The organism is Shewanella polaris (assembly GCF_006385555.1).
In the GTDB taxonomy this organism is placed as follows: Bacteria; Pseudomonadota; Gammaproteobacteria; order Enterobacterales; family Shewanellaceae; genus Shewanella; species Shewanella polaris.
The window spans coordinates 3,701,998-3,722,148 of record NZ_CP041036.1; the positions used below are offsets into that span (position 1 = coordinate 3,701,998).

Annotated in this window: 13 protein-coding genes; 6 read left to right on the top strand and 7 right to left on the bottom strand. The window is 41.7% G+C overall.

What is annotated here, in order from left to right; genetic code table 11:
* Positions 1 to 58: 58 nt before the first annotated feature.
* Positions 59 to 4,276, top strand: coding sequence for a formate dehydrogenase subunit alpha (fdhF, locus tag FH971_RS16025; protein WP_140234985.1), 4,218 nt, complete (start codon positions 59 to 61; stop codon positions 4,274 to 4,276).
* A 140-nt stretch (positions 4,277 to 4,416) separates the two neighbouring features.
* Here fdhF and lgt read toward each other — a convergent pair whose 3' ends face one another.
* On the bottom strand, positions 4,417 to 5,193 hold the full coding sequence (gene lgt / locus FH971_RS16030; RefSeq protein ID WP_137225879.1) for a prolipoprotein diacylglyceryl transferase: 777 nt from the start codon (positions 5,191 to 5,193) through the stop codon (positions 4,417 to 4,419).
* 180 nt (positions 5,194 to 5,373) lie between these two features.
* Between lgt and FH971_RS16035 the strand changes: the two genes are divergently transcribed.
* Complete coding sequence (locus FH971_RS16035) at positions 5,374 to 6,228, top strand: pseudouridine synthase family protein (RefSeq protein ID WP_140234986.1); 855 nt, start codon at positions 5,374 to 5,376, stop codon at positions 6,226 to 6,228.
* 14 nt (positions 6,229 to 6,242) lie between these two features.
* On the top strand, positions 6,243 to 6,959 hold the full coding sequence (locus tag FH971_RS16040) for a DUF2057 domain-containing protein (protein WP_140234987.1): 717 nt from the start codon (positions 6,243 to 6,245) through the stop codon (positions 6,957 to 6,959).
* A gap of 144 nt (positions 6,960 to 7,103) precedes the next feature.
* On the opposite strand, the gene ybaK is transcribed toward FH971_RS16040, so the two are convergent.
* Entirely contained in the window at positions 7,104 to 7,577 is a 474-nt protein-coding gene (gene ybaK / locus FH971_RS16045) for a Cys-tRNA(Pro) deacylase (protein WP_140234988.1), read from the bottom strand.
* Positions 7,578 to 7,579: 2 nt separating this feature from the next.
* A complete protein-coding gene (locus tag FH971_RS16050; RefSeq protein ID WP_140234989.1) occupies positions 7,580 to 8,548 on the bottom strand; it encodes a TDT family transporter in 969 nt (322 codons plus the stop codon).
* A 147-nt stretch (positions 8,549 to 8,695) separates the two neighbouring features.
* Here FH971_RS16050 and FH971_RS16055 point away from each other — a divergent pair, with 147 nt between their 5' ends.
* Positions 8,696 to 9,598: a LysR substrate-binding domain-containing protein gene (locus tag FH971_RS16055; RefSeq protein ID WP_140234990.1), complete on the top strand. Its 903-nt coding sequence runs from the start codon at positions 8,696 to 8,698 to the stop codon at positions 9,596 to 9,598.
* Between the two features lie 410 nt (positions 9,599 to 10,008).
* Here FH971_RS16055 and FH971_RS16065 read toward each other — a convergent pair whose 3' ends face one another.
* Complete coding sequence (locus FH971_RS16065) at positions 10,009 to 13,107, bottom strand: choice-of-anchor O protein (RefSeq protein WP_140234991.1); 3,099 nt, start codon at positions 13,105 to 13,107, stop codon at positions 10,009 to 10,011.
* A 266-nt stretch (positions 13,108 to 13,373) separates the two neighbouring features.
* On the opposite strand from FH971_RS16065, the gene FH971_RS16070 reads away from it, so the two are divergent.
* Complete coding sequence (locus FH971_RS16070; protein ID WP_206194428.1) at positions 13,374 to 14,669, top strand: sigma-54 interaction domain-containing protein; 1,296 nt, start codon at positions 13,374 to 13,376, stop codon at positions 14,667 to 14,669.
* A gap of 336 nt (positions 14,670 to 15,005) precedes the next feature.
* Here FH971_RS16070 and FH971_RS16075 read toward each other — a convergent pair whose 3' ends face one another.
* Both FH971_RS16075 and FH971_RS16080 read right to left on the bottom strand, forming a co-directional pair.
* Positions 15,006 to 15,809 (bottom strand): alpha/beta fold hydrolase, encoded by an 804-nt coding sequence (locus FH971_RS16075; RefSeq protein WP_140234993.1) that lies wholly within the window; start codon positions 15,807 to 15,809, stop codon positions 15,006 to 15,008.
* A 3-nt stretch (positions 15,810 to 15,812) separates the two neighbouring features.
* Positions 15,813 to 16,832: a DUF2817 domain-containing protein gene (locus FH971_RS16080; RefSeq protein WP_140234994.1), complete on the bottom strand. Its 1,020-nt coding sequence runs from the start codon at positions 16,830 to 16,832 to the stop codon at positions 15,813 to 15,815.
* Positions 16,833 to 17,076: 244 nt separating this feature from the next.
* Between FH971_RS16080 and FH971_RS16085 the strand changes: the two genes are divergently transcribed.
* The gene (locus FH971_RS16085) at positions 17,077 to 18,291 is read left to right on the top strand and encodes a 4Fe-4S binding protein (RefSeq protein ID WP_137225846.1); all 1,215 of its coding nucleotides are present in this window, start codon (positions 17,077 to 17,079) and stop codon (positions 18,289 to 18,291) included.
* 80 nt (positions 18,292 to 18,371) lie between these two features.
* Here FH971_RS16085 and FH971_RS16090 read toward each other — a convergent pair whose 3' ends face one another.
* On the bottom strand, positions 18,372 to 19,841 hold the full coding sequence (locus FH971_RS16090; protein ID WP_140234995.1) for a carbon starvation CstA family protein: 1,470 nt from the start codon (positions 19,839 to 19,841) through the stop codon (positions 18,372 to 18,374).
* Between the last annotated feature and the right edge of the window lie 310 nt (positions 19,842 to 20,151).

Below are 20,151 nucleotides of genomic sequence, written 5' to 3' on the forward strand. Positions count from 1 at the left end.
GTTCCATTCTTCAACATATGAAGACTGAGCCAGTAGATCAAAAATATAAGGCCTTGCAATGTTCGACATCACTATCGACGGTAAAACACTATCGCTTCCCCAGGCGGACAGCTTATTAAAAGCTGCCACTGATGCCGGTATTAATATTCCCAACTTGTGTGACTTTTCCCACAGTAAGGCCAAGCAGCAGTGTAATTTATGCCAAGTACAAATAAAAAATCATGATGGCAGCTTACGCTGTGTTCGTGCTTGCGAGACAGCCCTAGAAACCGGCTTAGAAGTGATTACCCAATCAAGCTATTTAAGTAAAATTCGTCAAGAGGCACTTGAGAATATTCTCAGCGATCACTTTGCCGATTGCGAAGCGCCCTGCCAAACGGCCTGTCCAGCTGGCGTTGATGTGCAATCGTATCTTTATCATATTGGCAAAGGCGATTATAAAGAAGCGGTAAAGGTCATCAAAAAAACCTTACCTTTACCCTTGTCTATTGGCCGTGTTTGCCCAGCATTTTGTGAAGCTGAGTGTCGCCGTGGACTGGTAGATGAACCCGTGGCGATTCGTCAACTCAAACGTCATGCAGCAGACTTAGATTTAGCGGATTTAGAATCTTACGTTCCGCCAAAAGCTCCTGCTACTAATAAACGTATTGCTATTATCGGTAGCGGCCCTGCCGGACTCACTACCGGTTATTATCTCTCTAATAATGGTCACGATGTGACCATTATGGAGTCGGCCCCTAAAGCTGGTGGCTGGTTACGTTACGGTATTCCAGAGTATCGTTTACCTAAAGATATTCTTGATAAAGAAATTGAGCTGCTCACCCGTAACGGACTTAAGATCAAAACCGGATGTGCGTTAGGTCGTGATACCAATTTAACCGAATTGGTGGCCAATTATGATGCGGTGTGCCTCGCAATTGGGGCGCAAAAAGCCGTACCCATGAATTACCCAGGCAGCGATTTACAAGGCTGTTATTTAGGGGTGGATTATTTACGCGATTATTGCACAGATAAAAAATTCATTACCGGCAAAAAAGTGGCCGTTATTGGTGGTGGTAACACTGCGATTGATTGCGCACGAACGGCTGTACGCGATGGTGCTGATGTCACCTTAATCTATCGCCGTAGCCGTGATGAAATGCCAGCAGAACCCTATGAAATACATGAAGCAGAAGAGGAAGGGGTTAAGTTTCACTTTCTTACTAATCCAATTGAAAACCACAGCGATAGTCAAGGCCGAGTTAAATCCGTCACGTTTGCTAAAATGGCGTTGGGTGAACCTGATACATCAGGTAGACGTTCTCCCAAGGCGACCGGCGTAACTTTTGAAGAAGCATTTGATACTGTTATTCCAGCGGTGTCTCAACAAGTCGATTTGGACTTTTTAGACCAGCCAGAAAACCAAATAGACACAGGCCACCTCGCCCTCACCCGCTGGCACACTTTCCTTGGCTGTGAACAAACCATGTCTGCCGGTATAGAAAAACTATTTGTTATTGGTGATTCACGCACAGGCCCTGGGACTGCAGTTGGTGCGGTGGCAGATGGTCGAAAAGCTGCTGAAGCCATTGAAGGATTATTAACTGATGGCTTAACCTGTCATTTAGAACAAGGACTATTTAACTCCCGAAAAGCCAACAAAACAGCCTCATTATCTGCTGAGCTATATCCTGACTTATACCCCGAGATAGCTAAACGTCCTCGACTAAAAATGCCTGAATTAAGTCAGTTAAATCGAACCCTTAATTTTGCCGAGGTGGAGCTAGGGTTTGTTCCTGATGAAGCAATGAAAGAAGCCATGCGCTGTTTAGAATGTGCTTGCCAAGCCAATACCGATTGTAAGTTGCGTGACTATGCCACCGAATATAAAGTTGACGGTAAAACACTGGATCAAACTCAGGCGCGTAAATTTAAAGTCGATAATAGTGCGCCTTTTATTACTTTTGATGCCAATCGCTGTATCAGTTGTGGGGCTTGCGTTGAAGCCTGCCATCAACAAAGTGGCCATAATGTTATCTGCTTTGAACCCAATAGCTATCAAGCGTTACCCGATGCGACAACAGCAGGCATTATCCGCAATGCTCCTCGTGTTGGCTTCACAGCGTCGATGAATGACAGTGATTGCGTACAATGTGGCAACTGTGTTCAAGCCTGCCCTACTGGCGCCTTGGTTGATGCCCGAGATAAAACCCAAGGCACCGACAGAGAGTTAACCAAAACCTCTACCGTGTGCACATATTGTGGTGTCGGTTGTCGTGTTGAACTGCATGTCGACCAGCAAACCAATCACGTTATGCGAGTTACTGGTGATACTCACTCCTTGGTCAATGAAGGCATGCTGTGTGTGAAAGGGCGCTCTGGTTTTGACTTTTTGAATAGTCCTAAACGCCTTACAACGCCATTAATTCGTAAAAATGGTCAGCTACAACCAGCCAGTTGGAACGAGGCCATTAGCTATATTAGCGAGCAACTTCAACCGATTAAAGATGCCGCTGGGCCGAGCAAGTTTGCTGCATTATCTTCTGCTAAATGCACCAATGAAGAAAACTATTTAATGCAAAAATTCACCCGTAGCATTATGGGTACCAATAGCATAGATCACTGTGCAAGATTGTGTCATTCATCAACGGTAGCAGGCTTATCCGATACCATTGGCGGTGGCGCAATGACTAACGATATTCCCAGCATTAAAGACTCAGATGTGATTTTTATCATCGGCTCCGACACCACCAGCGCCCACCCTATTATTGCTTCACATATCAAACGCGCGGTGAGCCAACACGGCGCACGCTTAATTGTCGCGGACCCAAAGAAAACCACTATCGCAGACAGCGCTAACCTTTATGTCTCTCATCGACCTGGCACAGATGTCATGCTGCTTAATGCCATCATGCAGCAAATAATTATCAATGATTGGCAAGATGCCGATTACATCAATAATCGTGTTGAAGACTATGCATTGCTCAAGCAAGAAGTGATGAAGCCCGATTACAACTTAGCCAATGCGGAGCTAATCACTGGCGTGAGTGCCGAAGATATTGCCACTATGGCAAAAATGATTGGCACAGCAACAAAAACCGCCTTGTATTACGCCATGGGAATAACCCAACATACCTCGGGTTATGACAATGTAGTGTCCACCTCTAACTTACAGTTACTGTGTGGCAACATAGGTGTAAATGGCGCCGGACTGAATCCACTACGCGGGCAAAGTAATGTTCAAGGTGCTTGCGATATGGGCGCGTTACCCAATTATTATCCCGGTTACCAAAAAATCAATCCGAGTAATAACGCTAAATTTGCCAAAGCCTGGGGCAACACATCGCTAAATTCAGAGATAGGATTAGCCGCAACTGAAATCATGCATGCGATTGTTAAAGGCAAACTCGATGCCTTGTATATATTGGGGGAAAACCCGGTGTTAAGCGATCCGGATCAAGCCCATGTAGTCGCCGCGCTGTCCAAAATAAAATTTATGGTCGTGCAAGATATCTTTTTAACCGAAACCGCGCAGATGGCACATGTGGTATTACCCGCAACCTCCTTTGCTGAAAAAGATGGCCATTTCACTAACACCGAACGTCGAGTGCAACAATTACGTGTGGCGTTAACACCACCGGGTGAAGCAATTGTAGATTGGAAAATCATTCAAATGATTGCCAACACCCTAGGCGCAAATTGGAATTACCACAGCACCAAAGACATTTGGGATGAAATTAATCACGTCACCCCGCAATATCAAGGTCTGACTTGGCAACGCCTTGAACACAAAGTAGATGGTTTACAATGGCCATGCTTTGATGAAAACCATCCTGGCACCCCGATTTTACATACCGAGACATTTTTGCGCGGCAAAGGCAGAATGATTCCAGTGAGTTATCGTCTACCTGCTGAAATGCCAGATAGTGAGTACCCATTAACATTGTCTACTGGTCGTTTATTAGAGCAGTTCCATACTGGCACCATGACCCGCAAAACCCCAGAGCTTGATATTAAAGGCTCGCCTAGAGTGATGATTTCGGTTTACGATGCAGAAAAGTTAGGTGTGAGTAATGGCGATATGTTAATCCTCAGCACCCGCAGAGGAACCATTGAAATAGCCGCCTTTGTGACTAAACGTGCTCAGGTAGGCGTACTATTTTTACCCTTCCACTTTGCCGAAGCCGCAGCCAATAAACTGACCATTAATGCATTGGATCCTATTGCAAAAATTCCAGAATATAAGGTGTGTGCCGTTAAAGCAGAAAAGTTACACCCGGTATGTTTAGTGGAATAACCGTGTTTACCGCTCAACGACTCACAACATGCTTATGTATGTTGCCAAGCATTAATTGAAGCTAAATACCAGCCATAAAAAACGTCCTATCGCATCAGCCATAGGACGTTTTTTGTGTACGAGTTTTTATCAGAAAACGATTAACTGCGTTTACGGTAAGCCATAATGAGCAACACAATACCCGTGAATAAAAACGGTAAACTTAACCACTGACCAGCACTGAGAATCGACTCATGGTAAGCCGCTTGACTCACTTTTACGGTTTCAATACCAATACGAGCACTAAATACCAAGATTAAAAACAAACCAAAAATAGCGCCGTGCTTTTGCTTCATATTGGTGTATTTATAAATGGCGTATAAGCCAATAAATATTAATAGATACGCAAACGACTCATACAACTGTGCTGGGTGGCGTGGAAGCATATCAATCCGCTTGAAAATAATGCCCCATGGCAGCGTTGTTGGTTCGCCTAAAATCTCAGAGTTAGCAAAGTTGGCTAAACGAACAAAAAAGCCAAAAATCGCAGTGGCGATTGCTAAACGATCAAGCAGAAACAAAAACGGTAACTTCACTTTACGCTGGTAATAATACAAGGCCAATATGGCACCTAAGCCCCCACCATGGCTGGCTAATCCGCCTTCCCAAATCGCAAAAATCTTCATTGGATGAGAGAAGTAATACCCTGGATCATAAAAAATACAATGGGCTAAACGAGCACCAACAATAATGCCGACAACGCAATAAATTAATAGATTATCCAGCGACTCAACATCTAAGCCTTCTTTTGTATAAATACGTTTCATCACCTGAAAACCCGTCGCTATGGCTAACGCAAACAAGGCTCCATACCAATGTACTTTTAATCCCATAAACGAAATCAACACAGGATCAAGATCCCAAACGATATGTTCCAATTTACCTACTCCAATTGATACGGTGCTTTATCGCATTATGCTAAAACAACTTTACGACAGATGATACATAGATAGCCAACAGAAGAGAAAGTTTCATTAACTAATCAACATTCAACCGATAAATAAGGTACCATTTGGCGTTATTTACTGCTTACAGACTGCGTTGCTAGAGTTAACTAAATGATGGCTGATAAAACCGAATACCATATTGATATTACTGAGCACAGTACTGATGCCATAGGCTTATTGGCGCAAGCCAGTGGTTTAGGGAAACAAGTATTAAAAGATGCCATGCAAAAAGGTGCTATTTGGCACAGCCACGGTAAACAAACCAACCGCATTCGTCGCGCCAAAAAGCCCTTACAATCTGGCGATAAGCTGCATCTATATTTCAACCAGTATATTTTAGATGAACAAGTTGCACCGGCAGAGCTGTTATTTGATCAAGGTGAATACAGTATTTGGTACAAACCCTATGGTATGCGCTGCCAAGGTTCAAAGTGGAGTGATCACACCACTATTAATCGCTACGCAGAGTTGCATATACAACCGCAACGCAATGCCTTTATTATCCATCGGCTTGATCGTGCAGCGACTGGCTTATTGATACTGGGCCACAGTAAAAAAACCACCGCGGCCATTGCCAAACTATTTGAAACCAGTGAATTTGAAAAACATTATCAGGTGATTGTTGAAGGCGAGTTTTCTAGTCAACCCATTAGCATTGACAGTCCTGTCGATAATAAACCCGCACTGTCGCATGCCACTAGGCTTGCTTATCATCCAGCGCTAAATCAATCAAAAGTACAGGTAAAAATAGACACTGGCCGTAAGCATCAAATTCGGATTCATATGGCGAGTCTTGGTCATCCTGTCGTGGGCGATCGTTTACATGGCAATGGTAACGATCACTCACCCGATCTCGCGCTGACATCATGCGTTTTTCGTTTTACTTGCCCGTTAAGTAACAGCGTAAAAACCTTTGAATTGCCAGAGCATTACCGTCCAGCATTCGCTGCCACCAAATCAACTTAAAGGGACGTCATACCATGCGTAACATCATCATTGGGTTACTTTTTTGTAGTGTTTGTTTTAATGTTAGCCAAGTTTGTGTGGCGGCCCGTTTGCAACTGCCCAACAATACCGAAACTGTATTAGTGAATGGTAAAGCCTCACAACAATCTAGCGTAAAGCTCGACTTAACGACACCTGATGCTATCCAGCAAATTGCCTTTCGCTATCAAGCCCGTTATCGCGATAATGGTAGCCAGAATCACTTTACCTCTGACGTCATTATCTTGCGCTTTACTGCTAGCGAGCAAACCTACACTGTAGCGCTACCAACCATCAACTCAACCTCACGCGCCAATCAATTTAATGCTCATCCTGCAATAACCTTAACCAATCAGGCTGGCGATAAAGTTGCGTTTACACAAGATAAATTGATGAAAGCTGGCTTACAAATTGGTCGCGATTTTGAACAAGAAATGACGCTATACAATACCTCTGGAGCCATCGCAGCGATGGCCACTAACACCAAACTAAGTACAGTTTCAAACACCGAACCGGGCGCGGTTGTAATGACCCCATCAATGATGCCTGCTGCGACCGTTAAAGGTGAGCAAGCCGTTAATAATACCGCAGCAAAACCACTTAAAAAAACCGACGATATAACACAAGCAGAAGTGAGCCGGATGTTAGATTACTGGTATCAAAAAGCCAATCAGCAAACCCAAGCTGAATTTAAAGCCAAAATAAATAACTAAAGATGGATTGTTACTCTTAAACTTAGATGGTGAACTTATTTGCTGGGCTTATTTGATGGGCTTAGATGGCTAATTCGGCGGTTAACCTAGTTTGGTTAGCTTATTTTGATTAGCTTAGCGATGCTATTGGGTTATCAACAACACTTAGCTTTGGGCGCAAATATCAGCAAATTTAGCATTGAGTATGCGTTGTAAATCCATAGGATTGAGGGAAATGTCTACGCCTCTTTTGCCGGCGCTAACGTAAATCCGTTGATACTGTTGCGCCGAGGCATCAATAACCGTGAGCAAACGCTTTTTTTGCCCTAACGGACTAACACCGCCAAGCACATAACCACTTGAACGCTCCACCGCTAATGCATCTGCCATGTGCGCTTTTTTAGCCCCTGCGGCTTTAGCAATTGACTTCATACTGAGCATAGACGACACAGGCACTATACCAACCACTAGCGAATGATTATCTACACTCACCACTAAGGTTTTAAACACTTGTTGTGCAGGTAACCCCAGTTTTTGTGCCGCCTCTAATCCATAAGACTCACAATGAGCATCATGATGATATTCATGTACTTCAAAATCTATTTTATGTTTTTTGGCTGTTTCAATTGCTGGGGTCATATTTAAATATCCATGATCGATACTTTATTCGGTTGATAAAAAGACACATATCGTAGACAAACATATGTCACCACCACTGTCGCAATAAGCAATTCTAGTTCGGCCAGCAAATGAATTTGCTGAATATATTCAGGTTCAACGCCAATACCTTCCATCCATACGGTCATTTTAAATAATGCTGTTGCTCCTATTACCATCGGAAACGTAAATGCAGCATAGCCGGGGCTAAAAGGTAAGCGTAATAACTTAAAAAACGACAGGTAAATAATCGCGGTCATCAACACCCCTATACCAAATAAAAGCCCAACAATAACCGGTGACGGATGCTGGGTAATGGTTAGGTAACCCGCCAATGATAAACTGGCTGGCGCCGCTAAAACCGCTAAGGTCGGTTTTGCCGCATCGGGAATGGCTTCGGCAAAAATAAGCCGATAAATCATTATGGGTAACATCACTGCATAACTTAACATACCAAACATAAGCGCCGCATAAGCAACCCACATAAGATGAGCATTACCTGAAAATGACACATCGGCCACTACAATACCAATAGGCGGAATAAACCAACTCGGCACCATATGATGCAAGGAAAACTGTTTGCTACGATGATAAATAAAGCCAACCAAAAAACTGATGTGCAGCAACACCGCAAATGACCACATTAAGTCTCCAGCTAATGCTGAAGCATAACCGAAGGAATTAGACACCACCATTAACGCCATGGCAAACGTGGGTACCACACTGCCAACCACTGGATGCGCAACATCTTGACGCAATAAATGGGTATGAAATAAAAATTTAACCGCTAATAACAACAATAATACACTGGCAACGGCTGCACTTACCCACTGACCATAATGGTGGAAATCGACCAGATATTCCCAACTCCAACCTAAACTGGCAATCCCTAACGCAAGGCCTGCCATTGGTGTCGGCGCTATCATTACTGTTTGTTTTACTGCTCGAATCATTACATCCTCAAACCAATCGACAAGCGAATAAAGTGATTTTACGCTTGCTGTTTGTTTATAAATATCCAATTATATGAAACAGCCGTTCAGAAAAACTGAACATTACAACGACAATACATCTCTCATCAACAGAGTCCGCTAAATAAGATGAATATTTCACTTAAACAACTCAATGTGTTTATGAGTATTACTCAACACAACACCTTAACGGCTGCAGCTCAAGCTATCTACTTGTCTAAAGCGGCGGTGAGTATGGCATTAGCAGAATTAGAAAAACAACTCGGCCATCCGTTGTTTGATCGAGTCAATAATCGTTTAGTGCTTAATCAAGAAGGACACAAGCTATTACCACTTGCTGATGAGCTGCTAAGTAGAGCAAATAATATCAATCAATTATTTGATGCAGAGCAAGCTTTTGCAGGACAATTAAAAATTGGCGCCAGTGACACTATAGGTAATCATGTTGTACCCGGGTTATTGAGTCAGTTTCGCCACCAGCATCAACATTTTTCTCAAAGTGTGTTTATTTCAAATTCGCGGCTAATCTGCCAAAAGCTGCGTGATTACGAGTTAGACATTGGCTTAATTGAGGGGAACACGCCTCACCCGGATCTTATCGCAACACCATTCAGCCATGACAACATGTGCATTATTGTCGCTCCAGAACACCCTTTTTGTCATATTAAAAAACCGCACATTACCGATTTATCACCGAGTGACTGGATACTGCGAGAGGCAGGTTCGGGATCGCGAGAGTTCTTTTTGCGCGCCCTTGCACCCCATATCGAGACTTGGCATGAAGTGTTTGAGCTTAATACTACTGAAGCGTTAATTAATAGTGTGGCTGCGGGAATTGGTTTAGGGTGTTTATCGACGCTAGCGGCTCAATATGCTGTAAGCGATGGACGTGTCACTCAGCTCGATTCTCATATCAAGGGTGATAACATCAAAATGCAGCGACCGTTTTGGTTAGTGATCCACAATGACAAATATCATAGCCCGCTGTTGAAATGTTTTATTGAGTTTTGCCATCAATGGGATAATACATAAAGTGGTTATTTGTTGAATATGGCCGCAGGCCATACCTTAATAGCCAGAAACGTTTTAAAACAGACTCAAATCACATAGCCTGTAACTGATAACCCAATATAATTTTTGAATAAAATGCACTCAAATCTTACCGAGTAACGGCTATGGCCTAAAACAAATTCAACCATTGTTTACCTAATCGATATAACCACCTATGCACCGGATAAAGCATAAAAAAAGCAGGCCATTTAGGCCTGTTTAGATTAATCACCCACCAAATATCACTTAGTAAGCAACGCTAATACGTTGATTAACATGCTTAGCGCTTTCGGCTTCATCAAACATGGCTTTGGCAAAATCTGGAAGGTTAATTATTGCAAAAAAAAGCCCCAATCAATTAGACGGGGCTTTTTTAACGTTGAAAAATAGTACTATTTTCTAGTTACTTTAACTCTTCTGCGGGCTAATAACCCAAGACCAATCAACAATTCAATTAGTCCTAAACTACCGCCACTGCTACTTGTTGAAACTGGCGTTGGTTCTACAGTTGCAACAGGAACACCAACAGTAACAGGATCGATGATTGCGCCATCCTCTGCACCATCTTCATCAAGGTATCCGCCATCAGTGATACTGACTTGCACTAAATTATCGCCGATTAGCTCCCAATCAGCAGACTCAACCTCAACCGTACTGCCGTCAGCGTTTACTTTAAGTAAAACAGCATCTTCTGGTACAGTGCCGCCAAAATTAATAGTCACGGATATAGTGCTACCAACCTCTAAGCCAGTTACGTTATAGCTAAATTGCTGCATGGGATAAGTATACTCAGTACCCGTTGCTGTTGTTGTTGAAACAACAATACCTGACACACTTCCTTGATCGACTGTAATAGGTCGAGTTAAATTATAAATTTCGGTGCCATCTTCAAGTACAGTGATTGGCGCTCCTGCGTCGTCGAGATCTGCTTCTGCACGATAGCGAACCACAGTATCTTCATAGCCACCAGCATCAGTTGACGTTTCCATCCATACTGCATACAAATTGTCACCGTTAGGCTTCATTATGAGTTGTGATTCAAAATCTGGCTCGCCCTCAGGATCTAAAGGAACACCAACATTAGCAGATAACAATTTTAGTGGCTCATAGGTTCTACCACCATCTCTAGTTTTAGTCACAAAAACATCAAGTTCTGCACCAGCTTCGATATGAGCATAGGTATTTTTGACAGAACCCCACGCTAATATAAAGGCGTTAGGATCTTGACAATTTGCACCTTCAGGCGCATTAACAGGATCACAGGCAGAAGTGCTGTTTGGTGCACCCACAATGCGAGGCTCTTTAATATCAACCTCAGCTTCAGGTAGATAATTAGTCATATTTTGGGTACCAGTCCAAGTATGTCCACCGTCATAACTACGACGAGTAAAGAAGTTATAGTTATTTTCGGTAGTGTACTTCGCCAATGCCCAGTCTGATGTGTAACTGTAACCAAACAAGATGGTATCACCGTTGATGGCACCACGATGTGCACGTGCATCTTCGAGATTATTATTCTCTGTTGTGATAGTTAAGGCTGCAATAGTCTTGGTTGTATCATCACTAGTGACCTCACCGAGAGAATTAGTACTTAGGTTCATTGCTCCTGAATTGCTAATACGATCAGATAGTGTGATTGGAGGTACGTGGTCTCGATCATCATCAGTCAAATAATAATTACAACCACCCGCTTCCTCATAGGTTACATCTAATACTGCATCCCCTTCTGCAACAACGACGGTATTACCCAAACCATTTACATAACCACCGACTCCGTCGGGATACACCACTGAACCTGTAGATGTCAGTACATAACGGGTAAACGTAGTAAAATTGGTATCGACAGCGGGTATTAAATCAACTGGAGTCAAGCCTGTATTCACCGCTTCTGTACCGACCTTACCAATACGCCCTACGATGTCAGAAGGGCCACCTTGGTCATACGCTCCCTCTTTCCAGAAAAACATGAACTTGGTACCGCTTTGATTAATACTCTCATCCATACCAGCGGCCTGATTACCGAAGAAACGTACCCGTCGAGCATTTTCTGCTGGATTACTAATCACACAACCAATACGAGATGGGTCTTCCCAATCTGGTGACTGGTAAACGTCGCTAACAACGCCCTCTGTATCTGGATATTCGCTTTGTGGATCAGAACTGGTATTAGGAGTGTCACTAGCAGTGAAATTGCCCTTAGCACCTGGCTGGTTCTGGTTTTTAGAATTACCTGTTGAACTGCCACCTTTTTGCAAACCGGAACTAAATGCAACATTAATATAACTTGCTGGTGGATTGTCGAAAGTAAAACGGTGATAACGCACCACCTTACCAAAATCGACACCTTCACCACCGCCTTTAGTTTCTTCATAGGCAATAACAGTGACAGGTTTATCCCCAGACACTTGTACCATACCTAAGTTTGCGCGTGATGCGCCTTCTTTACCTGTTTCGACCAATAATGGTTGAGTATCTAAACATTCAGGTGTGGCCGCACAAATCGGATCAAGATAACCCGTTAATTCTGTAACAACATCATCACCTTCACGTTTTTTGAACTTTTTGAAGTTATTGGTAACACGAGAAACATTGGCAGCAAACGAAATATCTGCAAGTGCGGGAGCCTTCATATCTTCAATATAGGTATACCAAATATCTGTACCTTTATTGACATTAGCACCACTGGCACCATCTCCTGGGCCATCTGCTGTGCCGGTTTTTAAACCTTCTGGGTCTTCCTGCCAAACAACATTCCACGCGACTTTTGTACCATCACTATAACTGGTTGCACGCGGTGTATTTTGTTTGGCATCACGTTCACCAAAGCTTAATTGTTCACGCTTCCACGTACCTCCAGTGGGATTATTATCAGCATCTACAGCACTAGGGTTTTTAGTATAGGCAATGTAAGTACAACTAAAAGGCAGTTGCCTTCCTTCACGATCAAGATAGGTAGCAGCGCCTTGATGGTAATTATAATCAGGGATATCATCATCAAGGTTAGTCACATCGACATCTACTGCAGGACAATATTTATCATCCCATGTAACAGCAACATAACCACCAGCAGCAAAAATGTTTGGTTTCCCTGAATCGCCATAAAAATCACCGAGAGAAACATCTCCATTAACATCCGTTTCCCAGTAGCTTTGTTTCGATGTTCTACGTGCCGTATCAGAAATATTGACTTGCTCACTCCAAGTCGCACCATCATCTTTTGATACCCGAATAAAAATATCCTGAGCAGGGCGCTCTTTTTGCGCCTTCAGGTCATAAACCGTCTTATTCTGACTATTACCATAAGCATATGCACTGACTAAATCACCATTAGGCAGTCTTTTTATTTTGCCTTTTGAAGCTAAGTCTTCAGTTAGCACTCCACCTTCATCATGAGGCGATAAAGCTTGTGCGTCACTGGCTAAAGCAATTGAAAATGCAGTTGTAGATAAATAAGCGGCGGCCATACAGTAGAGTAGCTTTTTAAATTTCATAATAAAATTTCCTTATTGTCATTATTCAATGAAAAATCTTATTGCTAAATTCCTATCACCATCACTCCAAATAAATTGGATACTTTATATACAGCAATGACCGCGCCATAATTATGTATGCACTGATAAATGTTGATTAATACTGATAAATGTTGATTAATACTGATAAATATCAACTTTATGTGTTTGATTGAAATTAATTGTTTTAATTTTTGCTAACATAATTGTCATAAATGACAATTATGTTGACAAAAATGGAGTCAGTTATGCAAATCAACCTTAACGATATCAATAATGATTTTGCTACTATGCTAAATGCTTATGATTGCCCCGCCATTTTAGTCACACCCAAATATCAGATACTTGCAAGTAATCAACGCTATATTGAAAATTTTGGGGCAATAGATCAGGGACAACCAGCTTATTGTTACAAGGTGTCACATAATAATGAGGTCCCCTGTGACCAAGCTGGAGAGGCCTGTCCATTATATGCCGCAAGTATTTCTCGGAGAAAAGAACGTGTTTTACATATTCATCACTCTCCCCGAGGTAAAGAGCATGTAGACATCGAAATATTGCCTATTTTAGACGACAAAGGGGAGATCAAATTCTTTGTCGAATTGTTAAAGTCAGTCACCCTGGCAAAACCCAAAATTGGCAATAATGAAATGGTCGGTGCCAGTCCTGCTTTTAACCAATTAGTCGAAAATATTACCCGAGTGGCACCAACAGAAGCATCGGTATTATTAGTGGGAGACACAGGTACAGGTAAAGAAATAGCAGCTTCAGCTATTCATCTCGCAAGTCATCGTAAAACTCAGCCAATGGTGATACTGGAATGTTCAGGCCTCACTGAAACCTTATTTGAAAGTGAATTATTTGGCCATATAAAAGGAGCTTTTACTGGCGCAACATACAATAAACACGGCCTAGTTGAAGTGGCCAATGGAGGTACATTGTTTTTAGATGAAATTGGTGATGTACCTTATGAACTACAAATAAAGCTATTACGTTTAATTGAAACCGGCACTTATCGGTCAGTGGGCAGCAGAGAAACCAAGCGATCAGATTTCAGACTTATTTGCGCGACTCACCAAGATATTTTTTCAATGGTAGAGCGTGGGGAATTCAGAAGAGACTTATACTATCGTATTAATGTATTCCCTATTCATATCCCCTCTTTAAATAACCGTAAAGATGATATAGCACTTTTAACCACCGCGATTCTGCAGCGAATAGATGACAGTGGACGATACTCGGTAACTGATTCTGCAATAAGTTTATTAAAAAATCATGATTTTAAAGGTAATATCCGAGAACTGCGCAATATACTCTCCCGTGCACTAGTGCTAGCAAACACACAAATTATTGATGAAAATGTGATTAAATCCTGTCTTGAAATTGATCGCAAAATAGAAAATAATTCAAAGTATATGATTGATTTGAAAAGCAATGAACAAAGATATTTACAACGTCTTTTAGAGTGTGTTAATGGCGATAAAGACAAAGCCGCAGCTTTGGCAGGCATTAGTACTCGCTCATTATATAGAAAGTTACAGTAGGCACTGAGCTGATTGAGAACTTTATTCGAGCAATTCCAGAGAGATTTTGACCAGCTCAATTGCTTATGATCTCATTTCATTATAGTTTACTAAAACTGACAAAATGACAGCTAAATTCATGGCTAGCATTACACCACTCGCCAAGCCAGTTTAACCATGCAAGTTGAAGAAACCGTTTATTATTGTCAACAGATTTTAAGCGAAATCGCTGCTATGAAAAACCGTGCTTACAGACATAATAGTGGCTAGCCAACATCGTTCGTATTGCTCCGTCCATACAGAGTAAAGCTTAGTTTTTTGAGTTTAATATCAACAAGCAAGTTTGAAGATTTACGCTTAGGTTTTGGCAATCTGTTGTAACAATTCTAATAGTTCTTTAGGTTGGTCAAGACTCGCATCATGACCACAGTTGTCGATTTTATGTAGTTGAGTTTGATAAAAAACTGCTAAATTATCACTGCATTTGGGGTGAGCGAGTTGATCTTGATTTGCCACTATGACACTCACCGCAATTCTCGGCAATATCGGGCAATTAAAACCCGCACAAGCATAAAGTTGACGTAAACCACTACTGAACGAGGTATGTTGTTGCTGCCTCATCACACTCCACGCTTGTAATACTTCAATATTGTTGCATTGATTACGGCTGGTATACTTTAATACAATAGATTCAATAATATGCACATGTGATTTGTGCGGATTATTACCGCGTAAATCTGACATTAGATCACCCATTGCCCCCCATAGCGCTTTTACACTACACACTAATAAGGGCGCAAGCTGAAAACGTCGATACCAAGTTGAAATATTTGCTGCGCTGCTATTAATGACCACCACTTGCTTAACACTTTGCGGTCGATGAGCAGCCATTTGCAGCGCCAACATTCCACCCATTGACAACCCCACCAGCATTAGCGGTGAATTTAACTCTGGAGACTCAAGCATTGCTGCATCTATTTGTTGCCACACGGAATCACAATACTGGTCTATCGACAACGGACTTGCCTGCTGCGCTAAACGCCCATTACCGGGTAAATCGACACAAATAAGATTAATACCCTGCTGCTGTATAAGCCGATCAAAACCATACCAATGACGGCTATCACGCATTAATCCTCGCAGTAACACCCAAGTGGTCATTTTTTATCCTCGTGGTGTCCAAAATCGATTGGCTTGTTGGGTCAATTGGGTCAGCTGAGTCGGTTTAACCTGTTCAATAATTTGCGCATACGCTGCATCAATCAAGAACTGCATTAACACCACGTGACGACGTAAAATCCGCTGATGGCGATGGTTTTTTTGCGGATTAAAATACCCAGGGAAATTAAATAACTGACGTGGATTTTTACGCACCCAAGCCCACGAACCCATTTCTAACGTTAACGGAATAAATGGTTTATGGCTAATATCACTCGCCACCAAATAATCCCAAATATCACCATGGGTACGATAAAAATGACTTTGTGGCGCTAACCGATAATGGCCATGATGAGGATAACCTTTTTCGAACAGTTGCATTAAATGGTAAATATAGCCTATACCCGCAAATGGTTGCCGAGTATGCGCATGAGGAAACCATAGATGGTCTCGTAAACCAAAACCAGAATGAGCATCTAACGCAATCACACTGGTACTTTGGTGTTGTAGTTGTTGCACATACTTCACTAAGGCTTGGGTTTCGAGCTCCATACCATTTTGACCACGATACCAAGGTAAGCGTGATGATAGTCGCTGCCCACCCACCAGAAAAGTGACCTCTTCATCTGAATCAATGGGGGCATTACGCATTAAATCAACGTTATTAGCATTACCACGACTACCTCGTAAAAAGCCCGCCGGATTGGCCACCGGCACAAAGGCTAAACGAACATATTTAAGTAATTGCTGTAAATGAGTATCCCAAGGAAGTCGATTAACTAAGCTGTCTAAAAAAGCTAACACCACTTGTGCACCAATGCGCTCAACCCCGTGAACACCACCGACAAACAATACTGTAGGGCAAGGTTGTTGCTGCTGCCCTAGTTCAATGGCGGTTACCGATAGTTTTTCACCTCGATAATACAAATCCGCCAACGACTGATGCCTAAATTGGTGTTGATGCTGGGCAATTAAGCGCTTTAACTTATCTATCTCGAACGAATGCTCAAATGAAAACTTAGCCATTAGCCACTTTTTACGGTCACAAAAATGATCTTAATAACCTAACCCTAAAATAAGACAAGTTAATGACAATAAATTGAAAGTGCTAAATAACACATTACTTAACAATGTTTACATAAATCAAACAAATCAATATAGATCATATATTTAGAAATCAGTTATTGGCTTTGGTGATGCCTCTCACATTAGCCCTAAAGTAGAACTTTTATCATTGTTGGCAGGAAATAAAACAATATAGGTATCCTCTATGAGTACAATTGAATCAATCACCTTAATGCTAGCCTTAGTATATAGCACCAGCCTACTATACTGGGGGGGCAAAAAATGGGGCGCATTGGTTAGCGGGGCATTATTGCTCGGCGCGACTATTGCTAGCTTTTTCTGGCCACTATTACTCATATTGCTTGGCGCAGTATTAGTTGTTACTGCACTCGGTCAATACCAACCCGCTTTTGCTAATGCAGAAGGTAGACCCAATAGAATACGCGAGATTTGCCAACATTTTTTTGCTCTTTCCATGTTGTTGGTTGGCGTGCAATATGCCATTAATGCAGGAATGCTGTATGCCGGAGAAACCCCTTGGTTAATGCGACCTGATATTGGTGATGCTTTTTTACCCATTGCTGGCGGTATTGAACTTAAAGCTATTTTAACTTTAGGCTTATGGGATCAAAATCATCCTGCTGCCGTGGTTATGCTGTGTGTTGTGCTATTAACAGGACTAATTTGCAAACGAGCTTTTTGTGGCTGGGCTTGTCCATTAGGCTTAGCTGGCGAATATTTATTTAAACTCAGAAAACGTTTTATTCCTGCCGAACTTTTGCCACCAGCTTGGATTGACTGGCCTCTCAGAATGGTTAAATACTTATTATTAGCTGCACTGGTTTATTTGGTCGTTTCAATGCCAACGGCAAGTCTTCCCAATTACTTGACAGGCAACTACCACAAGGTAGCTGACTTAAAAATGGCAGTATTTTTTATGATGCCATCATTGATTGCTTTGATTGGCTTTAGCATTATTTTTGCGTTAGCAGCATGGCGCCGCCAAGGTTTTTGTCGTTACATTTGCCCTTATGGTGCAATGTTAGGCATAGTGAGCTTTTTTAGTCCTTTTAAAATTCGCCGTGATACACACCATTGTTTAATTGAAACTAAGGGGATGAGTTGCGATAAATGTACTCGAGCTTGCCCAGCAAATATATCGGTTCATACTCAAAAAAATATCCACTCAGACGAGTGCCAAGCGTGTATGCGTTGTGTGTCAGCTTGTCCTAAAAAAGAGGCGCTACAATTTAGTACTCGTAATGGCATTAAACTTTCTGCCAGAGGCTTAATGATTTTATTGTTTACTCTTATGTTTATGGTGCCGTTATTTGCCTATGTAAGCGGTTACTGGCACAGCCAAACACCTCAAGATATAAAGATGGAACTAATACAAAAATTAGATCGCGTAGGTCACTAGGGCCTGTTAATCTTTATCTTTATATGAACAATAAAAAGGGCTGCACAATGCAGCCCTTTTTCTATTAACACTGTAACGAATTAAAGAACGGGTGCGACTTTACGTTTATTGTGCGCAATAATCAGCGCAATAAGACATATAATACCTACCGCAATACCCACTGGCTGACTCAACTCTTGTGGTAAACCAAAACCAATACCTGCGGTCATGATGTATGACACTGTCACACAAGTACCAATAGTGGCGGGTATACTCACAATCCAATGGAAAGTACCACGATCAAATAAATACTTGGTCGCGAGCCACAATACGCTGGTAGATAGCAACATATTTGAGAATGCAAAATAACGCCAGATTAGAGTGAAATCAATCTTAGTCATAAAATAAGCAATAATCAGAATAGGAATGGCAACGAATAAACGGTTTCGAATGCTTTGAGGGATCTTAAACGCATCAATAATGGTTAAACGTAATGCTCTAAATGCTGTATCACCAGAAGTTATCGGGAAAACCGCAACAGCGATAATAGCCATAATACCACCAGCAGCACCTAAGTAAGTGGTAGCTACTTGGTTAACCACCATACCAGGACCGCCTATATCGAGAATACTTTTAAGTTCGATATAACCACCTGGGAAAGCCGCGATACCCGCAGTAGCCCAGACACATGCAACAATACCTTCGGCAACCATTGCACCGTAGTACACTGGACGAACGTATTTTTCGTTAGTTAAACAACGCGCCATAATAGGTGCTTGAGTTGAATGAAATCCGCTTATCGCACCACAAGTAATAGTAATAAACAACAATGGCCATACTGGTAAACCACTTGGATTAGGTTCCAATAAATCATTGTTATAGTGACTGTGATCGAAGTAAGCAAAGATACCGTCTACTGTCGGTAATTGCGGAGCATGGATAAGTAACGCAACAGCAATTGATGTTGTCATTACAATCATTAATAAACCAAATAATGGATACAATTTGGTAATGATCTTATCAATCGGTAACAAAGTCGCGAGGAAGTAATAACCTAAAATGACTAATACCCAAAAAGTATTGTTACTTAAAAAAGTGTCTTTAAAATAATCTAAGTTACTTAGCAGCCCTGCTGGGCTCATAATAAATACAACACCAACGAAGAAAAGTAACATGGCAGTAAACACCAACATGGCACCTTTAAAGTAGATGTTGAAATACTTTCCAGCAATTTCGGGTAAGCTTTTGCCGTCTTCCTTGATACTCATTACACCAGAGAAGTAATCGTGAACCGCGCCACCAAGTACATTACCAAGAACAATCCAAACCAACGCAATAGGACCATAAAGCGCACCTAAAATTGGCCCAAATATCGGTCCTACACCCGCAATATTAAGAAATTGAATTAAGAATGCTTTAACCGGATGAACTGGTACATAGTCAACGCCATCATTAAATCGTGTTTGTGGGGTTTTTATATTAGGGTCGATACCCGCTTGTCGCTCAACGAACGGGCTGTAAAACTTGAACCCGAGCACTAGCACCCCGATGCAAATGAAGAAAATCAGCATATTATTATCATCCATTTTTTATAGAAATATATTTATATGTTGAGTGTGTTTCAGATAGCTTTTGAGGTCAAGCTACGGGGTCTTATACCAAAGTAGGGATTGCTATTAATAATTTGTTATGCATATATACTCACTTTGTCGATAAACTATAATCCTGTTAATAGCTTACCCCTCAACTTCGATAATACGCAGTTTTATTATGGATATTAACGCAGCATAATATTTTATAAATAAATCATCACAGCCCACCTACCGCATGTAAATTCACAACTACCCACATAAATAGTAAGGGTTATTATGCCGTATTGAA